Source organism: Rothia aerolata (genome assembly GCF_014635585.1).
In the GTDB taxonomy this organism is placed as follows: Bacteria; Actinomycetota; Actinomycetes; order Actinomycetales; family Micrococcaceae; genus Rothia; species Rothia aerolata.
This window is the reverse complement of sequence record NZ_BMDC01000001.1, coordinates 1,110,450-1,125,393: the sequence shown is the minus strand read 5'-3', so window position 1 is coordinate 1,125,393 and position 14,944 is coordinate 1,110,450. Positions and strand designations below refer to the sequence as shown.

Genomic DNA, 14,944 nt, shown 5'->3' with positions numbered 1-14,944 from the left:
GTGCAACTTATCTTCGTAAATGCCGGTGGGCGAACTGAAGTGTTTCAACAAGCATTTCGTCTCGCTCACCGGTTTTTTTACCCTTGGTGTCGATCTCAGCGCAGACCACGCCGTACCAGCTGATATCGGCAAGGTATTCGAGGGTCTCAGCCACTGGCTGCTTGCCGTAGCCGGGCATGAGATGCTCGTCCATCACCTTATCGCCCTTACCATCAGTGAGGTGAACGTGGCCCAGACGGTCGCCAATTTTCTTCACGTATTCGAGGGAGTCTACGCGGGCGGCTGCCGCGTGGGAGAAGTCCCAGGTCATCCAGTCGTAGTCAAAACGGGTGGGATCCCAGTGGGGCAGGTACATCTCAACGCTTTTACCTAGGGCTTCCCAGGGGTACATGTTCTCCACCGCGATTTTTACGCCCTCTGCCTGGGAAATTTCGCGCACGCCCTCAACAAAGTTCTTGGCGTACTGGCGCTGCCAGCGGAAGGGCGGGTGAGCCACGATCACGCTGGCGCCCACGCTCTTGGTGAGCTTGGCTGCCATTTGCATCTTGTTCCAGGCCCGGCCCCAGACCTGCTGGGTCAGCAGGAGGGTGGGGGCGTGAATCGCGGAGATGGGCATCTGGTACTTATCGACCAGTTTGAGTAGGTCGTAGGGTTCCTGCGAGATGGCGCTACCGGTAATCATCACCTCAACGCTGTCGTAGCCCAGGTCTACCGCGGTGGCGAAGGTGTCTTCGAGGTTGGGCGGGAAGATGCAGGACGACGACAGGGCAACTTCGATCGGCTGGTTCGGCGTATTTTCCATCGGCTTACTCCTGGATAGACCACGGTCACAATCTTCTTAAAAGTCTACGCGTAGAAAGTAAGGTGCCGGAGGACCGCTAACCCGCCTGTTTTGTACAGGATTGTCTCTGGTGTACAGAGATACCGCTGTATAGGAGAGACAACCCTGTACAAAACGGGGGTAGATTAACAAAATAAAGGCTCCGACTGTAGGGAAGCAGTCGGAGCCTTCGCGCATTTCTAAGAGAATAAGAAACGCATCAGCTTAGTTTCTCAACAAACGGCTTAGGGGATACCGAATCAATAGTTGAGAAATCAAACTGTTTGAACGGGTTCGCAATCCGTTCAGTAATCACTCGCACCTTTAGAGGTGACTCTAGTTTAGGCAGACAGGTGTAGAAAAAACAACTCAAAATCCGGCTTTTGATGAAAAAAATTGTAATATTTTCCCAAATGGCCCGGCAGATAATGTTAAAATAAGCTCTGACCTGCGCAAACAGCCTTTAAGGCCGAGCAGCAAACCGTTCAATTAAATCAACTTGGCCCGAAACAATCAAGAGGTCACGGGACGTAACTTTTGTGTTTGGGGTTGCGTAGGTGAAATCTTCACCGGGTGACTTCACACCGACAATGGTCACGCCGTATTTTTCACGCACGTCTGATTCCGCCAGGGTGAAACCGTGGGTTTCCTTGGGGGGATGCATTTTGACAATGGCGAAATCGTCGTCAAACTCGATGTAGTCCAGCAGGCGGCCCGAGACCAGGTGGGCGGCGCGTCGTCCTGCATCTGCCTCCGGAAAAACTACCTTGTGGGCGCCGATGCGCGAGAGAATCTTGCCGTGGGCGGGAGTAATTGCCTTAGCCCAAATACGTTCGATGCCGAGATCTACCAGGTTAGCGGTAATGAGAACCGACGCCTCAACCGAGGTGCCTACCCCCACTACCGCAGAGGTGAAGTCGGCTGCGCCGAGCTGGCGCAGGGCATCAATGTCGGTGGCGTCTGCCTCGACGACGTGGGTGAGCTGGCCTGACCACTTCTGTACCAGGGTGGGGTCGCGCTCAATAGCCAGCACTTCTTTATTCTGGCGCTTGAGCTGGGCTGCCGTGGAGGCGCCAAAGCGGCCCAGGCCAATCACCATCACCGGGGCGTTGTGTTGAGTGCGGTCAGCCAATGATGGGCCTTTCTTCGGGGTACTTGTAGAGGCGGCGGCGCGAACGCAGCGCTAAACCTGTTGCTACGGTAATGATACCGATGCGGCCCACGAACATGAGGGCGGCGAGTATGTAGATGCAGGACGGCGGTAGGGTGGCTGCCAGCCCCACGGAGAGTCCACAGGTGGCGTAGGCGGAGATGACCTCGAAGAGAACTCGGTCAAGGGACTCGCCGGTAATAAAGACAATGGCCGCGGTGCCAATAAAAACGATAATTGCGCTCATCATAATCACCGAGATAGCAATGCGCAGTACCGAGTCGGGAATGGTGCGGTTGAAGGCAACCACAAACTGGTCGCCGCGGGCTTCTGCGATGACTGCCAGAATTACCACGGTGATGGTGGTGATTTTAATGCCGCCGGCGGTGGAGGCTGAGCCGCCGCCAATAAACATCAGCACGTCGGTGATGAGCAGGGTAATGGGGTTGGCGTCGTTCATATCGACCAGGTTGAAGCCGCCGGAGCGGGTCATGATCGAGGCAAAGAAAGAGTTGAGAAGTTTGTCGAGAAAACCTAGCTCACCGATTGTTTTGGGGTTAGACCATTCAAAGAGTCCCCAGAATGCCATGCCGATAAACAGCAAAGAGACGGTACCGATAATGGTGAGCTTGGTGGTGAGATTCCAGCGGTTGAACTTGAAGGGATGTTGCTGAATCACCAGAATCACGGGAAAGCCCAGGGAGCCGATAAGGACACCCACGCAGATGGGCAAAAGAATCCAGAGGTCATGGCCGTAGGGCACAATTCCGTCGGAGTGAGGGGTGAAACCGGCGTTATTGAAGGCGGAGACCGCGTAGAAGATACCGTGCCAGATGCTGTTGCCCAGCCCCTCGCCCAACAACAGAAAGCGGGGGATGAGAATCAGGGCTATGGCGGCCTCGAAGAAGATAGAGGTCATGGCGACGGTGCGCAGTACCGAACCCAGTTCGCCCAGCTTGCCGATGTTCATGGCCTCCTGGGCAATCAGTTTTGAACGCAGACCCAGCTTGCGGCCCACCGCCATGGCCAGCAGGGAGGTCATGGTCAGGGTTCCCAGTCCGCCAATCTGAAAGGCGATGAGAATCATGAGCTGGCCAAAGAAAGACCACTGGGTGGCGGTGGAGACGGTGGTCAGGCCGGTGACGGTCACCGCTGAAGTGGCGGTAAAGACGGCGTGGTGAAAGTTTATGGCGCGGCCATCGGCGGAAGAGATGGGTAGCCAGAGCATGAGCGAGAAAAAGATAATAACCACCGCAAAGGCAAAGATTGCCATGCGGGCGGGAGTAGAAGCCACCGTGCGGTCGGCGAGGTCGCGGGTTGCCAGGAGAACCCGGGTGGGCAGGTTTAAAGAGCTCTCGGTCTCTGCCACGCCCCACCTCCTTCTTCTCGGCGTCGTCATAAAAGCGGGATAGCGCGTTATAAAGCTTAGTCCTCGCACGCCTTATCTGACAGATGCGGTGGAAAGTGCCGCGGTGTGTTTATGATTGGCTGTGATGAAAGTTACTAGTAGGGGGTGGGTATGAGCTTCACAGATAAATGTTCGCCGGTTCCCACGGCTATTTTCTGGGACCCTGCCATGTGCCAGTATTACTTTGGCGACTATCACCCCATGCACCCCAGCAGGCTAGACGCCACCGAGCGACTGGCGCGCAGCATGGGGGTCTTTGATCTACCCCAGGTGCGCGAAGAGAGGCCCCCGGTTGCCAGTGATGCTGAGCTAGAGCTGGCCCACGACCCCGACTATATTCGGGCGGTGCGAGCTATTAGCGAAGACCCCACTCTGAGTATTCCCGACTCTGGCCTGGGCACAGAAGACACCCCCGGTTATGCGGGAGTGCACACCGCCAGTGCCCGCTTGGCGGGAGGAAGTCTGCTCGCAGCGCAGATGATCCTTGACGAAGACGCCGTCCACGCCGTCAATTTTGGCGGCGGTATGCACCATGCCGACCGTAATAAGGCGAGCGGCTTCTGTATCTATAACGACTGTGCGGTGGCGATTCAGCACCTGCTTAACTCGGGGGTGCGGCGCATAGCCTATATTGATGTGGACGCCCACCACGGCGACGGCGTGCAGAACATCTTTTGGGATAACCCCAACGTGATGACTTTTTCTCTGCACGAGAGCGGTATGACCCTCTTTCCCGGCACCGGTTTCTGCAACGAAAGCGGGCCCGAGGGATTAGCTTCTGGCACCTCGGTCAACATCGCCCTGCCCGCCTCGGTGTCAGACAGCGGTTGGATTCGCGCTTTTGACGCCGTGGTGCCCCCGCTACTACGGGAGTTTCAACCCGAAATTATTGTCAGCCAGCACGGCTGTGATTCCCACACCAAAGACGACATGAGCCACCTCAATATTTCTATTGAGGCGCAGCGAGAAATTATGGCCTACGTGGGGCAGCTGGCGCACGAGCTGTGCGAAGACCGCTGGATTGCCACCGGCGGGGGAGGGTATTCGATTTATGACGCCGTTCCCCGTAGCTGGACCCACATGATGGCGGTTGCCGCCGGGGCTCCGCTGTCGGTCAATAGCGCTACCCCTACCAGCTGGCGCACCTACATGAAAGAAAAGTACGATATTTCTCCCCCTATTGCCATGGGGGACCACGCAGATATCTGGTGGGCCTCCTGGGAGGTCGGTTTCAATCCCGCAGATGAGGTAGACAGGGCTGTGATGGCAACCCGCAAGGAAATCTTTCCCAACTGGGGCCTAGACCCCTGGTATGACTAAATTATTGCGCTGTGCTTCTATATGGGCATGGAGGTATACGTGCTAGTGGTAGCAAAGATTAAAGCTTGCTGGGTAAAACCTATAAAACGGTGAGGGTTGAAGATTCTTACAGAGGTATATATGTAAGATAGAGCTCATGATTGATGATGTGTTTGCAGTGATTGCCGATCCCACGCGGCGGCAGATTCTCCGTGCGCTTTCTGCAGGACGACACTCGGTGGGAGAGCTCGTCGAAGAGCTGGAAATTAGCCAGCCTACGGTCTCCAAACACCTGAAGGTTCTGCGCAATGCCGGTCTGGCAGAAACCGAAGCGGTGGGCCAGCGCCGCTACTATTCGCTGACTCCCGGCCCTCTTAACAAGGTCACTCTCTGGATCGAAGCCCTGAATTCTGCGCATCATCATTCCAGCGGTGCTACCGCTGATTCCGCCGAAGTGGCCCAGGCCCAGGCCGAGCTTGAAGAGGCCGAGCCTAACCAGCCCATGACCGCGGCGGGTATGGCTGCCGCTGAGTCCCGGGCTGCCGAAGCATTTGCTGAAGATGAAGCGGTAGCTGAAGAGACCGCTAGCGAGAGCACTGAAATCTCCGAAGAAGAACTTGCCGCTGCCGAGTCGGAGTATATGGAGCAGGGTGAAGAAGCGGAAGAGTCTGAGTATCGAGCCCGTCACGCCATCAGCTTCACGCCGCTGACTGCGTTCACGCCGAGCCTTGAGCCTGCCGGTGAAGAGTCGGAGCAGGGCGAAGAAGAGTCCTCTGAGATGGGCGAAGACACAACTGAGTTGAAGGCCGGCGCAGAGGTTCTTGAAGGTGAGGAAACTCCCGAAGCACCTCTTGCTGAAGATGTCGCTGTCGAAGAAGCCGAAACAAGCGCTGAAGAGATTGAGGTGCTCCCTGCTCTGCCCACCCCCGAAGAGCAGCATGAAGACCACGAATCGCGCGGTCTGCTGGCAACGCTGACTCGCTTCCGCCGGCGCCGTTAATTCATTTCAGCCCTTCCTCCCACCTTTTCTGAAAGACTGTCTACTTTTCCATGTCTGTTGACCAAAAAATCCTCCACTGGCTAGAAACCGAGCTGTTTGAGGGGCGTATTGCGCTGGGTGAGAATCTGCCGGATGACCGTCGGATTGCCGACATTCTCAAAACCGGCCATTCCAGCACCCGCGAAGCGATTAAGCGCCTGGAAATCATGGGTGTTTTCCGGCTCTTTGAGGGCAAGCGGAAAACCATTATTCCCCAGCTGGTCTCTGACCCCGCCCGTGCCGTCACCCCTGCCCTGCGCCTGCACATGGCCCAGGCCCAGCACCCCACCCGAGATTTGATTCAGACCTGGGTGTTGCTTGAAACCTGGGCGGTAGCCCGGGCCGACCGAAGCAATCCTGCTATGGAGGAGCTGGAGCGTCTGCTGGAAGAGATGAAAAGCGACGCTCTTTTCCCGCAGGATTTTCACGAGCTTGAGGCAAGTTTTCACGTCACTTTGGTGAAGCTGGCAGGTAATCATGCGGTGAGTGGCATGATGACCGCCCTGCACGATTCCATCTACGAATATCTGCTCTCTCTGCTGGGTAGGGTACCTCTCTGGAGCGCAACCGCAGCCCGCCTGCGGGCTGAACACCAGGCTATCGTCGACGCCTTGAAGTGCGGTGATAATGAACTGGCCCAGCAACTGGTGGCGGCGAGCATCGAGAACCAATATGCCGAGGCAGGCATAGAACTGGATGAGCCCACCGAGGTCGCCAACTCCCTGCCGGGCACTCTGGCGCGGCTCGAGCCGGTTGAGGATGAGCCCGATGATGACCTGGTACCCGAGACCTGGGAAGGCTCTGTCTCGCCCACCCTGATTTCGGCGCTGGAAAACATCGGTTCCCCGTCGGCTCCGAGCCAGCCCACCCCGGCGGCAACCAGCTCCGAGGCAGCCAAGCCGCAGGACGACGTCCTGCCGGCTGAAACCGCGCAGACGGAAAAGTCGCAGCCCGCAGAGACTCACAATATCCCCGAGCAAACTCAGGAACAGACCGGGCAGGAGTCCGCGCCCTGGGCCCGGGCACAGGAGGCCAAGGCGCAGCGCTATAGCGATTACGCGGCAGACCCTGACTACGTTCCCTTCTCCGAGCGGAACGTGCTCCGCGCGCCCGAGAAGCAGGGAGCCCCGGCCCGTAAGCGCAGGGGCACGGTGTCTGCGCCCGTGCACGCCACCGTTATTAAGCCTATTGATCGATCAGGCCGGGCAACCGGGGTTGCGGCGGGCCAGGTTCCCTCGAAGTCTCAGGGGGATCTACCGCGGGCCGAAAAGCCCGTGCAGGCAAAAGAAAACAGCTGGGGCGAGCCGGTGAGCCGCGACGTCTTGCGCGCCAAGCCGCGAGAGAAAGCTGAGCCGGTCGAAGAAGCTCCGCAGGCTGAGCCGAGGGAGGAAGAGACTCCGCGAGCTAGGCGTTTTGGTAAGTGGTTCCACCGCAAGGGTGGGGTGCAGGAGTTCGACGCAGAAGCCCATGAACTCGCACGGCAACAGCGTCTGGCGGTGCTGACCGCACCTGAGGACGACGCCGCTGAGGTCGAGCACGGTGAACAGGAGCAGGACTCTCTGCCCAGCGGCTATGTGCTGGCAGATGAGTACCAGGAGCCCGAGGTCATCGACCAGACCCAAACCCACTCCATCACCAAAAAGAAAAAGAAGAAAAAGAAGAAACGCTAGTATTTTGGAGAAAAAGCTCTCATTTAGCCAGCACGATTGCGGAAAAACCGCTGAATGCTTGTAGTCTATACAGAGAGCGTTTTTCACCAAGGGGCACGTGTGTGCCTTTTTGGTGTTTTAAGAAAGCGTTTATACCGGTATAACCGCGAACTCTGCATAGCTAACGCAACCCTTGCACGGGAAGCGGCAGAGTAACAAATAATAAGTGAGGTGAATCCAATGGGTTCAGTTATCAAGAAGCGCCGCAAGCGCATGTCCAAGAAGAAGCACCGCAAGCTGCTTCGTAAGACTCGCCACCAGCGCCGCAACAAGAAGTAAATTCTTGTCAGCTTTTCGAGCCCCGCTTCTCTTTTTGGGAGAGGCGGGGCTCGCTGTGTTTTCAGTAGACTGGTTGCTATGGCTGAAGAATCAAAACATCGGGAACCTCAGGTAACTCTTCTCACTCGTCAGGGCTGCCACCTGTGTGAGGCTGCGCGGCAAACAGTGCACCGGGTGACCTCCGAGCTGGGGCTGGGTTTTCATGAAGTAGACGTCGATGAGCACCCCGATCTCAAGGCCCGCCACGATACCGAAATTCCGGTGGTGATGGTCAACGGCGAACCCAAGGATTTTTGGCAGATTAACCCCAAGCGTCTGCACAAGATTTTGGCCAAGGAACTCGGGCTCTAGAGGGGCTGGCCGGTTCAAGGCACTGGGAAAACGAAAAACGATTTGAGAGACTGAAACCATGACTTCATCAGCGATTGCCAAAGTTCACCTCATGCGCCACGGCGAGGTGCACAACCCCCGCCGGATTGTCTACGGCCGGCTACCGGAATACCATCTCTCCGAGCTGGGGCAGAAGATGGTTCGCCTCTCTGCCGAGCGCTTTAAAGAATGGGCAGATCAGGGCGCCAATATCGTCTACCTCGCCTGCTCACCGCTGACCAGAACCCAGGAATCAGCTGCCCCCATTACCGAGCTTCTGGGGCTTGAAGCCCACCACGACCCCCGCGTGATTGAGGCAGACAACTATTTTGAGGGCCTGCACGTTGATAAGAAAGAGCTTCTGAACAACCCCAAGCACTGGTTGAAGATGTACAACCCCCTGCGCCCTTCCTGGGGGGAGCCCTTTAAAGCGCAGGTGGCGCGCATGGCAGAGGCAACCCGCGATGCTGCCCGCATCGCCTATGAAATCGGCGGGCCGGGGGCAGAGGCCATTATTGTTTCCCACCAGCTGCCTATCTGGATGGCTCGCCGCTCTGCCGAGGGCAAGTTCTTACCGCATGACCCCCGTTCTCGCCAGTGCAACCTAGCGTCAATTACCACCTTCGAGTTCTCAGACCTTGAGGGTAAGAACCGCCCCACCGTGAGCTATTGTGAGCCAGCTGCTTCCCTTTATTCAGGTATTATTCAGCTGCCTGGTTCATAATGGTTTCGTTTGAAATTTTCTAGCCGCACACACTGAAAGATTTCTATGTCTACTTCCCAGAGCTTCGAGGCCAACAGCTCCAAGTTTTCGCGCAAGCAGGTACTTTCTTTGGCCGGGGTTGCCGCAGCTTTCGCCCTGGTGGGCTGTTCTTCTGAGAACGATGATCTGGCGGCACAGGCAGATGCTGGCGATGAAAAGGGCTACATCGCAGGCGATGGGTCGGTGACCGAGTACGCGGAGGACGAGCGCTCTGAGCCGGTGGTCTTCACCGCCAAGAACTACGACGGTTCTGAGACCAGCTCTGAGCAACTGCGGGGTAAGCCCGTGCTCTTGAATTTCTGGTACGCCGGCTGTGCCCCCTGCCGGGTTGAGGCTCCCCACCTGAAGGCTCTGCATGAGGAATTCGGCGATCAGGTAGAGTTCTACGGCGCTAACCTGCGTGATGAGGAGGGCACTGCCGCCGCCTTCGAGCGCAAGTTCGGTATCGACTACCACAGCTTTGATGATACAGACGGAAGCATTCTTTACGATCTTTCCAAATACGTTCCTGCCCAGGCTGTTCCCACCACCCTGGTTCTCGATAGCCAGGGTAGGGTAGCCGCTCGAGTCTTGGGCGAAATCGACGAGTCGATTATGCGCACCATTCTCGATGAGCAGGTCAGCGCCGCATAATGAGTTTTGGCGAAATCGTCTACGACGGTTCACTGTGGCTTTCGATTCCGGTAGCAGCGCTGGCGGGACTTGTCTCTTTTGCCTCCCCCTGTGTTCTTCCCCTGGTGCCCGGTTACCTGGGCTATGTCACCGGTCTTTCCGGTACTGACAGCCAGCACCGCACCCGCCGCACCGTGGCAGGCATCGGTCTTTTTGTGCTGGGCTTCTCTTTCATCTTTGTGATGATGAGCGTGATTCTGGCTCAGATTGGTGCTGCTCCCTGGCTCAAGGGCCAGTCCTGGGTACAGGTGGTTCTGGGCGTGCTGGTGATGCTGATGGGCCTGGTTTTCATGGGCCGGTTCTCCTGGTTCCAGCGGGACCGCAAGATTCAAAAATGCCCGCCTGCAGGCCTGTGGGGTGCTCCCTTTCTGGGCATGACCTTCGGCCTGGGCTGGGCCCCCTGTATTGGCCCCACCTTTGCTGCGGTGCAGACCCTGGTTTATCTTGACGGATCCAACCTGAACAAGGCAATCATTCTCACCACCGCCTACTGCCTCGGCCTGGGCATTCCCTTCCTGCTGGTGGCCCTGGGTATTGCCCGCGGTGCTACCACTTTCTCCTGGGTGCGCAAGCACCACCTGCTCCTGCAGCGTATCGGCGGCATTGTTCTGATTGTGATTGGTGCCATGATGGCATCGGGAATCTGGATGAAAATGATGTCCTGGTTCCAGGCAACCCTTCCCACCTACGAACTACCAATCTAAGAGGCTCACCAGATGGCTAACACTGAGAAGGACGCACCGGCTCTCGGGCCGCTGGGCATGCTCCGTTGGGCGTGGACCCAGCTCACCAAGATGTCAACGGCAATGTTCTTGCTGCTGATGCTGGCGGTGGCTGCTGTGCCCGGCTCTGTCTACCCCCAGCGTATTCAAGACCCCACTCGGGTCACTGACTACATCGAGACTCACCCCACCTGGGGCCCCATTGCCGATAAGCTACAGCTCTTCGATGTGTTCAGCTCCTTCTGGTTTGCTGCCATCTATCTTCTGCTTTTCATCTCACTGATTGGCTGTGTGCTTCCCCGCGCGAAGAAGCACTGGGAGTCCATGCGCAAGCCTCCCGCCCGCACCCCCAAACGTCTTGATCGGTTGCCGGTGCACCGCACCCTGACCTTCCCCACCGAAGAATCGGGTCTGAGCCCCCAGCAGGCAATGGAAGATGCCCGGGCGATTCTTAAGAAGCGCGGCTACCGGGTAGATATTCGTACCGAGCACGGTTTCACCTCGGTAGCTGCCGAGCGCGGCTACCTGCGCGAAATCGGCAACATCCTCTTCCACACCGCGATGATCGGTGTGCTGATCGGTGTGGCGGTGGGTGCCCTCTTCGGCTACAAGGGTCAGAAGATTCTGGTGGAGGGCGACACCCACGTGAACTCCCTCATTAGCTACGACAGCTTTACTCCCGGCACCAACTACAATCCCGACTGGCTGGAACCCTATTCGGTAACCCTGGATAAGTTCACCGTGGAGTACGACCGCCAGGAAGATTCGCCCTCCTACGGCGATGATATTTCCTACGCTGCTGATCTGACCTTCACCGACAGCAAGGGCAAAGACCAGAAACAAACCCTGAAGGTCAACGAGCCGGTGCGAGTGCAGGGCAGTAACCTCTACCTCTCCGGTAATGGCTACGCGCCGATTATTAAGGTAGAGGACGGCGAGGGCAACGTAGCCTTCGAGGGCCCGGTGGTTGGTCTGCCCACCGGCGATCCCAACTACACCTCCAGCATCGTCCTGAAAATCCCCGACTCCTCGCCCGACCAGCTGGGCTTTGTGGGCATGTTCCTGCCCACCGGCGACTACGCGGCCACCAAGGCCCCCGTTTCCATTGACGCCGCCCCGCTGAACCCCACCCTGGTTCTACAGTCTTACTACGGCGATTTGGGGCTGGACGACGGCACCCCGCAGAACGTCTACGTGCTCGATACCGCGACCCTGAACCCGCTCAATACCATGGCCATGGGCAACGGTATTGTGCTCACCGAAGAGGCAAATCAGGCTGAACTCCCAGGTAACAGGGGTACTATCACCTTTGAAGGCTACAAGCGTTACGTGGGCCTCGATGTGCAGTATGACCCCGGCCAGGGCTTGGTTCTGGTCTCGGCCCTGCTGGTATTTGGCGGTCTGATTATTTCTCTCTTTGTGCCGCGGCGCCGAGTCTGGGTTACCGCTCAGGAAACCCAGATAGACGGTACCAAGGCTATAGAAGTTGAATACGGTCTGCTGGCCCGTGGCGAAGACCCCCGCCTCGTTCTTGAAGCTGACAAACTCACCGATATCTTTGCTGACCGGTGGGGACTAGAATTTGGTGAAGACTAGAAGCCTGACCCCTAAGATTTCATCGTTGATGACACACCCCTAAGGAAACCTATGACCAGTGAGATTAATACAACTCTTGCCCAGTGGAGCGAGTTGTTCATGTATCTTGCAGCAATTACCTACACGGTAGCCTTTCTCGCTTTTGCCTGGGACGTTGCGGCTAATTCCCGTGCCACCCTCAAAGCAGAAAACGAGGCTGAACTGGAGCCTGAAAAAGAGCTGGTAGGTGCCGGGGCACCGGCGAAGGCACGCGCCTCGGTCAAGAACATCAACTCGGTTCGGGTCTCATCCACCGAACAGGGCACCGGCGCCCGCGGTATGGGCTATAAGAAGTCCGCTGAAGCCAAACTGGCCGGCCACGTGGCTGATTCCTCCATGCGCTGGGGCACCTCAACCGAGCGTCGTCCTGCAGCCCGCGTTGCTGTGGTTGTCTTGGCCATCGGCGCTGTGATCCACCTGGCCGCCGTGCTCTCCCGCGGTATCGCCGCCCACCGCGTGCCCTGGGGCAACATGTACGAGTTCTGCACCACCGGCGCGCTGATCGTCACTGCCGTCTACCTGATTACCCTGATTTTCCGCGACGTGCGCTTTGTGGGTGTTCTGGTTTCGGGCCTGGCCGTGCTGATGATGTGTGCGGCAACCATCGGTTTCCCCACCCCGCTGGGCCACCTCAAGCCCGCGCTACAGACCTACTGGATCTGGATTCACGTTTCCATTGCGGTGCTGGCCTCGGGCATCTTCACCATCACCTTTGCTATGGCGATTCTGCAGCTGCTTCAGACCAAGCGTGAAAAGGCCATTCTCTCCGGCGAGACCCCCAAGTGGAACTTCATGCGCCTGGTGCCCTCGTCTCAGGCGCTGGAGAACTTCTCCTTCCGCCTCAACGCCGTGGCCTTCGTGATGTGGACCTTCACCATTATCGCCGGTGCTATCTGGGCTGAGAAGGCCTGGGGCCGCTACTGGGGCTGGGACACCAAAGAGGTGTGGTCTTTCGTGATCTGGGTGGTCTACGCCGCCTACCTGCACGCCCGCGCCACTCGTGGCTGGTCAGGCCCCCGCTCTGCCTGGCTCTCCATTGCTGGTTACTGCTGCATTCTCTTCAACTTCGGCGTGGTCAACGTCTTCTTCCAGGGCCTGCACTCCTACTCGGGCCTGTAAAAACCAAGAAAAATCGGCTCCACCGCTTGCGGGTGGAGCCGATTTTTTATGCGGGATTAGGCCTTGTGGGACCCCGCGGAATCGTCAGGGTTCTCCGGGTCTTCCGAGTTCTTCGGGTTTTCCTGACCGCTCGCTGAGCTGCCCTCGCCCTCGGAGGCCGCCGGGCCGCCGTCCTTCTCCTTCTTCTTCCGCAACTCCTCGTCTAGCCTGCGGTTGAGCTCGGCCTCGCGTTCTTCCTCCTGACGGCGCTGCTGTGCCTGCCGCTTGGAGCGGTTGCTGAGATAGCGCAGGTAGTCCTCGTCGTCATCGGGGGCCTTGGGCGCCTGCCGCGGAGCTACGGGGCCAAAGGACGACGTGTATCTGGACTTACCGGCAAAGAGCCAGAGCAGGGCACCCACCACGGGAAAGAAGATGATAATGAGCATCCAGGCAGGTTTGGGCAGGGTCTTGACCCTGCTGTGGTCGGTGCGGATACAGTCGATGATGGCGTAGATAATAAGACCCACCAGAAGGGCCCCCACGCCGATAATTAAGATTGCTCTAGCCATGCGCCCATTTTTTCACACTCGGCAAGCACTCAGCTAAATTCGCTAAACTGGTGGGGTGAATTTTCTGAAATACTCTCTTCTGCGCGTTGGTTTGATGGTGGTTGTTTTTGCCATCTGCTGGTACTTCAACATCGGCATTATCTTCTCTGGCCTCTTTGCGATTATCATCGCCTTTGCCGTTTCCTACCTGGGCTTCCCCCGCCTGCATGACGCCGCCGGAGCTGACATGGCCCGCTGGTTCAAGCGCAAGCCCCGCACCAAGACCACCGCAGAAGAAGAGAACCGACTGGCAGAAGATTCCTACGTGGACGCCGCTAAGCGGGAGCGTGGCGAGGACTTTTAGGGGAGCTTAAGCTGGGATTTTAGGGGCGGGCAACTGGCATCGGGGCTGGCGTTTAAGGGAGGTTGCCCGCCCCTAAAATCCCAGCGGAATCCTAGTAGCCGGTAAACTGCTGGACTTCCTCAACAAAGAGGTTGAGGTGGCCCAGGTAGACCGCAATGAAGGCAAGAATGCTGAAGGCAAGGGCCACAAAGCCCGCCTGCTTGAGCACCGGAATCAGCGCCGGGCCGGTGTTGCCTGAGAGCACCACAAAGCAGGAGTGCATTACGGGGCCGATGAGAATAAAGAGCAGCACGTACCAGGGATTGTGCGGTACCAGAAGCAGAACCAGCGCCAGGGAAATAATCATCTCAAGTGCGTAGGCCCGGCGAGACCAGGTATCACCCAGGCGAACCGCCAGGGTCTTTTTACCCACCTCGCGGTCGGTGGGAATATCGCGGATATTATTTGCCATGAGCATACCGCAGGAAATCAGGCCCATAGCGATGGCAAAGACCCAGCCCGCCAGGGTCAGGTGGCTGGTTTGGGTAAAGAGGGTGCCCAGGGTGGCCACCAGGCCAAAATAGATGAAAACAAAGAGGTCGCCCAAGCCCATATAGCCGTAGGGGTGCTTACCGCCGGTGTAGCCCCAGGCCGCAAAAACTGCCGAGAGGCCGATAGCGAGAAACCACCACTGGTTGGCAATCCACACCAGGGCAAGACCTGCCAGCATGGCAAGACCAAAGCAGAGAAAGGCGGCCATCTTGACGTGCTTGGGCTCGGCCACCCCGGAGCCGACCAAACGCAGCGGGCCTACCCGAACCTCATCGGTGCCTTTAATACCGTCTGAATAGTCGTTGGCGTAGTTCACGCCCACCTGCAGAAAGAAGGCCACCAGAAAGGCCAGAAAAGCCCGGCCGGGGCGGAAGTCCCCGAACTCATAGGCAGCCGCAGACCCGGCGATAATCGGCGCCACTGCCAGGGGGAGGGTGCGCAAGCGTGCTCCTTCAATCCACTGAGCAGGTGTTGCCACAAGAAACTTCTTTCTCTCTGATGATTCGGGGGAGGCTCGCGGTATCCTCGCAAGCCATGC

Annotated in this window: 16 protein-coding genes; 11 read left to right on the top strand and 5 right to left on the bottom strand. The window is 57.7% G+C overall.

Features of this window, described 5'->3' with window-relative positions:
• Nucleotides 1–7: 7 nt before the first annotated feature.
• From IEV00_RS05045 to IEV00_RS05035, 3 genes are all read right to left on the bottom strand, one after another.
• Nucleotides 8–802: a sugar phosphate isomerase/epimerase family protein gene (locus IEV00_RS05045; RefSeq protein WP_188359184.1), complete on the bottom strand. Its 795-nt coding sequence runs from the start codon at nt 800–802 to the stop codon at nt 8–10.
• Nucleotides 803–1,283: 481 nt separating this feature from the next.
• Nucleotides 1,284–1,919 carry a potassium channel family protein gene (locus IEV00_RS05040; RefSeq protein WP_188359469.1) on the bottom strand — a complete coding sequence of 212 codons (636 nt, stop codon included), beginning with the start codon at nt 1,917–1,919 and terminating at the stop codon, nt 1,284–1,286.
• Between the two features lie 25 nt (nt 1,920–1,944).
• A complete protein-coding gene (locus IEV00_RS05035; protein WP_188359183.1) occupies nt 1,945–3,369 on the bottom strand; it encodes a TrkH family potassium uptake protein in 1,425 nt (474 codons plus the stop codon).
• 120 nt (nt 3,370–3,489) lie between these two features.
• On the opposite strand from IEV00_RS05035, the gene IEV00_RS05030 reads away from it, so the two are divergent.
• The 10 genes from IEV00_RS05030 to ccsB all read left to right on the top strand — a co-directional run bounded on the left by IEV00_RS05030 (nt 3,490) and on the right by ccsB (nt 12,984).
• Nucleotides 3,490–4,698, top strand: a complete 1,209-nt coding sequence (locus IEV00_RS05030; RefSeq protein ID WP_229723066.1) for an acetoin utilization protein AcuC — start codon at nt 3,490–3,492, stop codon at nt 4,696–4,698.
• Nucleotides 4,699–4,834: 136 nt separating this feature from the next.
• The gene (locus IEV00_RS05025) at nt 4,835–5,677 is read left to right on the top strand and encodes an ArsR/SmtB family transcription factor (protein ID WP_188359182.1); all 843 of its coding nucleotides are present in this window, start codon (nt 4,835–4,837) and stop codon (nt 5,675–5,677) included.
• 50 nt (nt 5,678–5,727) lie between these two features.
• Nucleotides 5,728–7,386: an FCD domain-containing protein gene (locus IEV00_RS05020; protein ID WP_188359181.1), complete on the top strand. Its 1,659-nt coding sequence runs from the start codon at nt 5,728–5,730 to the stop codon at nt 7,384–7,386.
• Nucleotides 7,387–7,605: 219 nt separating this feature from the next.
• Nucleotides 7,606–7,704: a 30S ribosomal protein bS22 gene (locus tag IEV00_RS05015; RefSeq protein WP_005504750.1), complete on the top strand. Its 99-nt coding sequence runs from the start codon at nt 7,606–7,608 to the stop codon at nt 7,702–7,704.
• Nucleotides 7,705–7,782: 78 nt separating this feature from the next.
• Complete coding sequence (locus IEV00_RS05010; RefSeq protein ID WP_188359180.1) at nt 7,783–8,055, top strand: glutaredoxin family protein; 273 nt, start codon at nt 7,783–7,785, stop codon at nt 8,053–8,055.
• Nucleotides 8,056–8,113: 58 nt separating this feature from the next.
• Nucleotides 8,114–8,797: a histidine phosphatase family protein gene (locus IEV00_RS05005; RefSeq protein ID WP_188359179.1), complete on the top strand. Its 684-nt coding sequence runs from the start codon at nt 8,114–8,116 to the stop codon at nt 8,795–8,797.
• A 45-nt stretch (nt 8,798–8,842) separates the two neighbouring features.
• Nucleotides 8,843–9,469, top strand: a complete 627-nt coding sequence (locus IEV00_RS05000) for a TlpA family protein disulfide reductase (protein WP_188359178.1) — start codon at nt 8,843–8,845, stop codon at nt 9,467–9,469.
• Nucleotides 9,469–10,212 (top strand): cytochrome c biogenesis CcdA family protein, encoded by a 744-nt coding sequence (locus IEV00_RS04995; protein WP_188359177.1) that lies wholly within the window; start codon nt 9,469–9,471, stop codon nt 10,210–10,212. Before IEV00_RS05000 ends, IEV00_RS04995 begins: the two co-directional genes overlap by 1 nt.
• Nucleotides 10,213–10,224: 12 nt before the next feature.
• Nucleotides 10,225–11,826: a cytochrome c biogenesis protein ResB gene (gene resB, locus IEV00_RS04990; RefSeq protein ID WP_188359176.1), complete on the top strand. Its 1,602-nt coding sequence runs from the start codon at nt 10,225–10,227 to the stop codon at nt 11,824–11,826.
• Between the two features lie 51 nt (nt 11,827–11,877).
• Nucleotides 11,878–12,984, top strand: a complete 1,107-nt coding sequence (ccsB, locus tag IEV00_RS04985) for a c-type cytochrome biogenesis protein CcsB (RefSeq protein WP_229723065.1) — start codon at nt 11,878–11,880, stop codon at nt 12,982–12,984.
• Nucleotides 12,985–13,040: 56 nt separating this feature from the next.
• Here ccsB and IEV00_RS04980 read toward each other — a convergent pair whose 3' ends face one another.
• A complete protein-coding gene (locus tag IEV00_RS04980; protein WP_188359175.1) occupies nt 13,041–13,532 on the bottom strand; it encodes a PLD nuclease N-terminal domain-containing protein in 492 nt (163 codons plus the stop codon).
• A 55-nt stretch (nt 13,533–13,587) separates the two neighbouring features.
• Here IEV00_RS04980 and IEV00_RS04975 point away from each other — a divergent pair, with 55 nt between their 5' ends.
• Entirely contained in the window at nt 13,588–13,875 is a 288-nt protein-coding gene (locus IEV00_RS04975) for a DUF4229 domain-containing protein (protein WP_188359174.1), read from the top strand.
• Between the two features lie 91 nt (nt 13,876–13,966).
• On the opposite strand, the gene IEV00_RS04970 is transcribed toward IEV00_RS04975, so the two are convergent.
• Nucleotides 13,967–14,884 carry a 1,4-dihydroxy-2-naphthoate polyprenyltransferase gene (locus IEV00_RS04970; protein WP_188359173.1) on the bottom strand — a complete coding sequence of 306 codons (918 nt, stop codon included), beginning with the start codon at nt 14,882–14,884 and terminating at the stop codon, nt 13,967–13,969.
• Nucleotides 14,885–14,944: the final 60 nt, after the last annotated feature.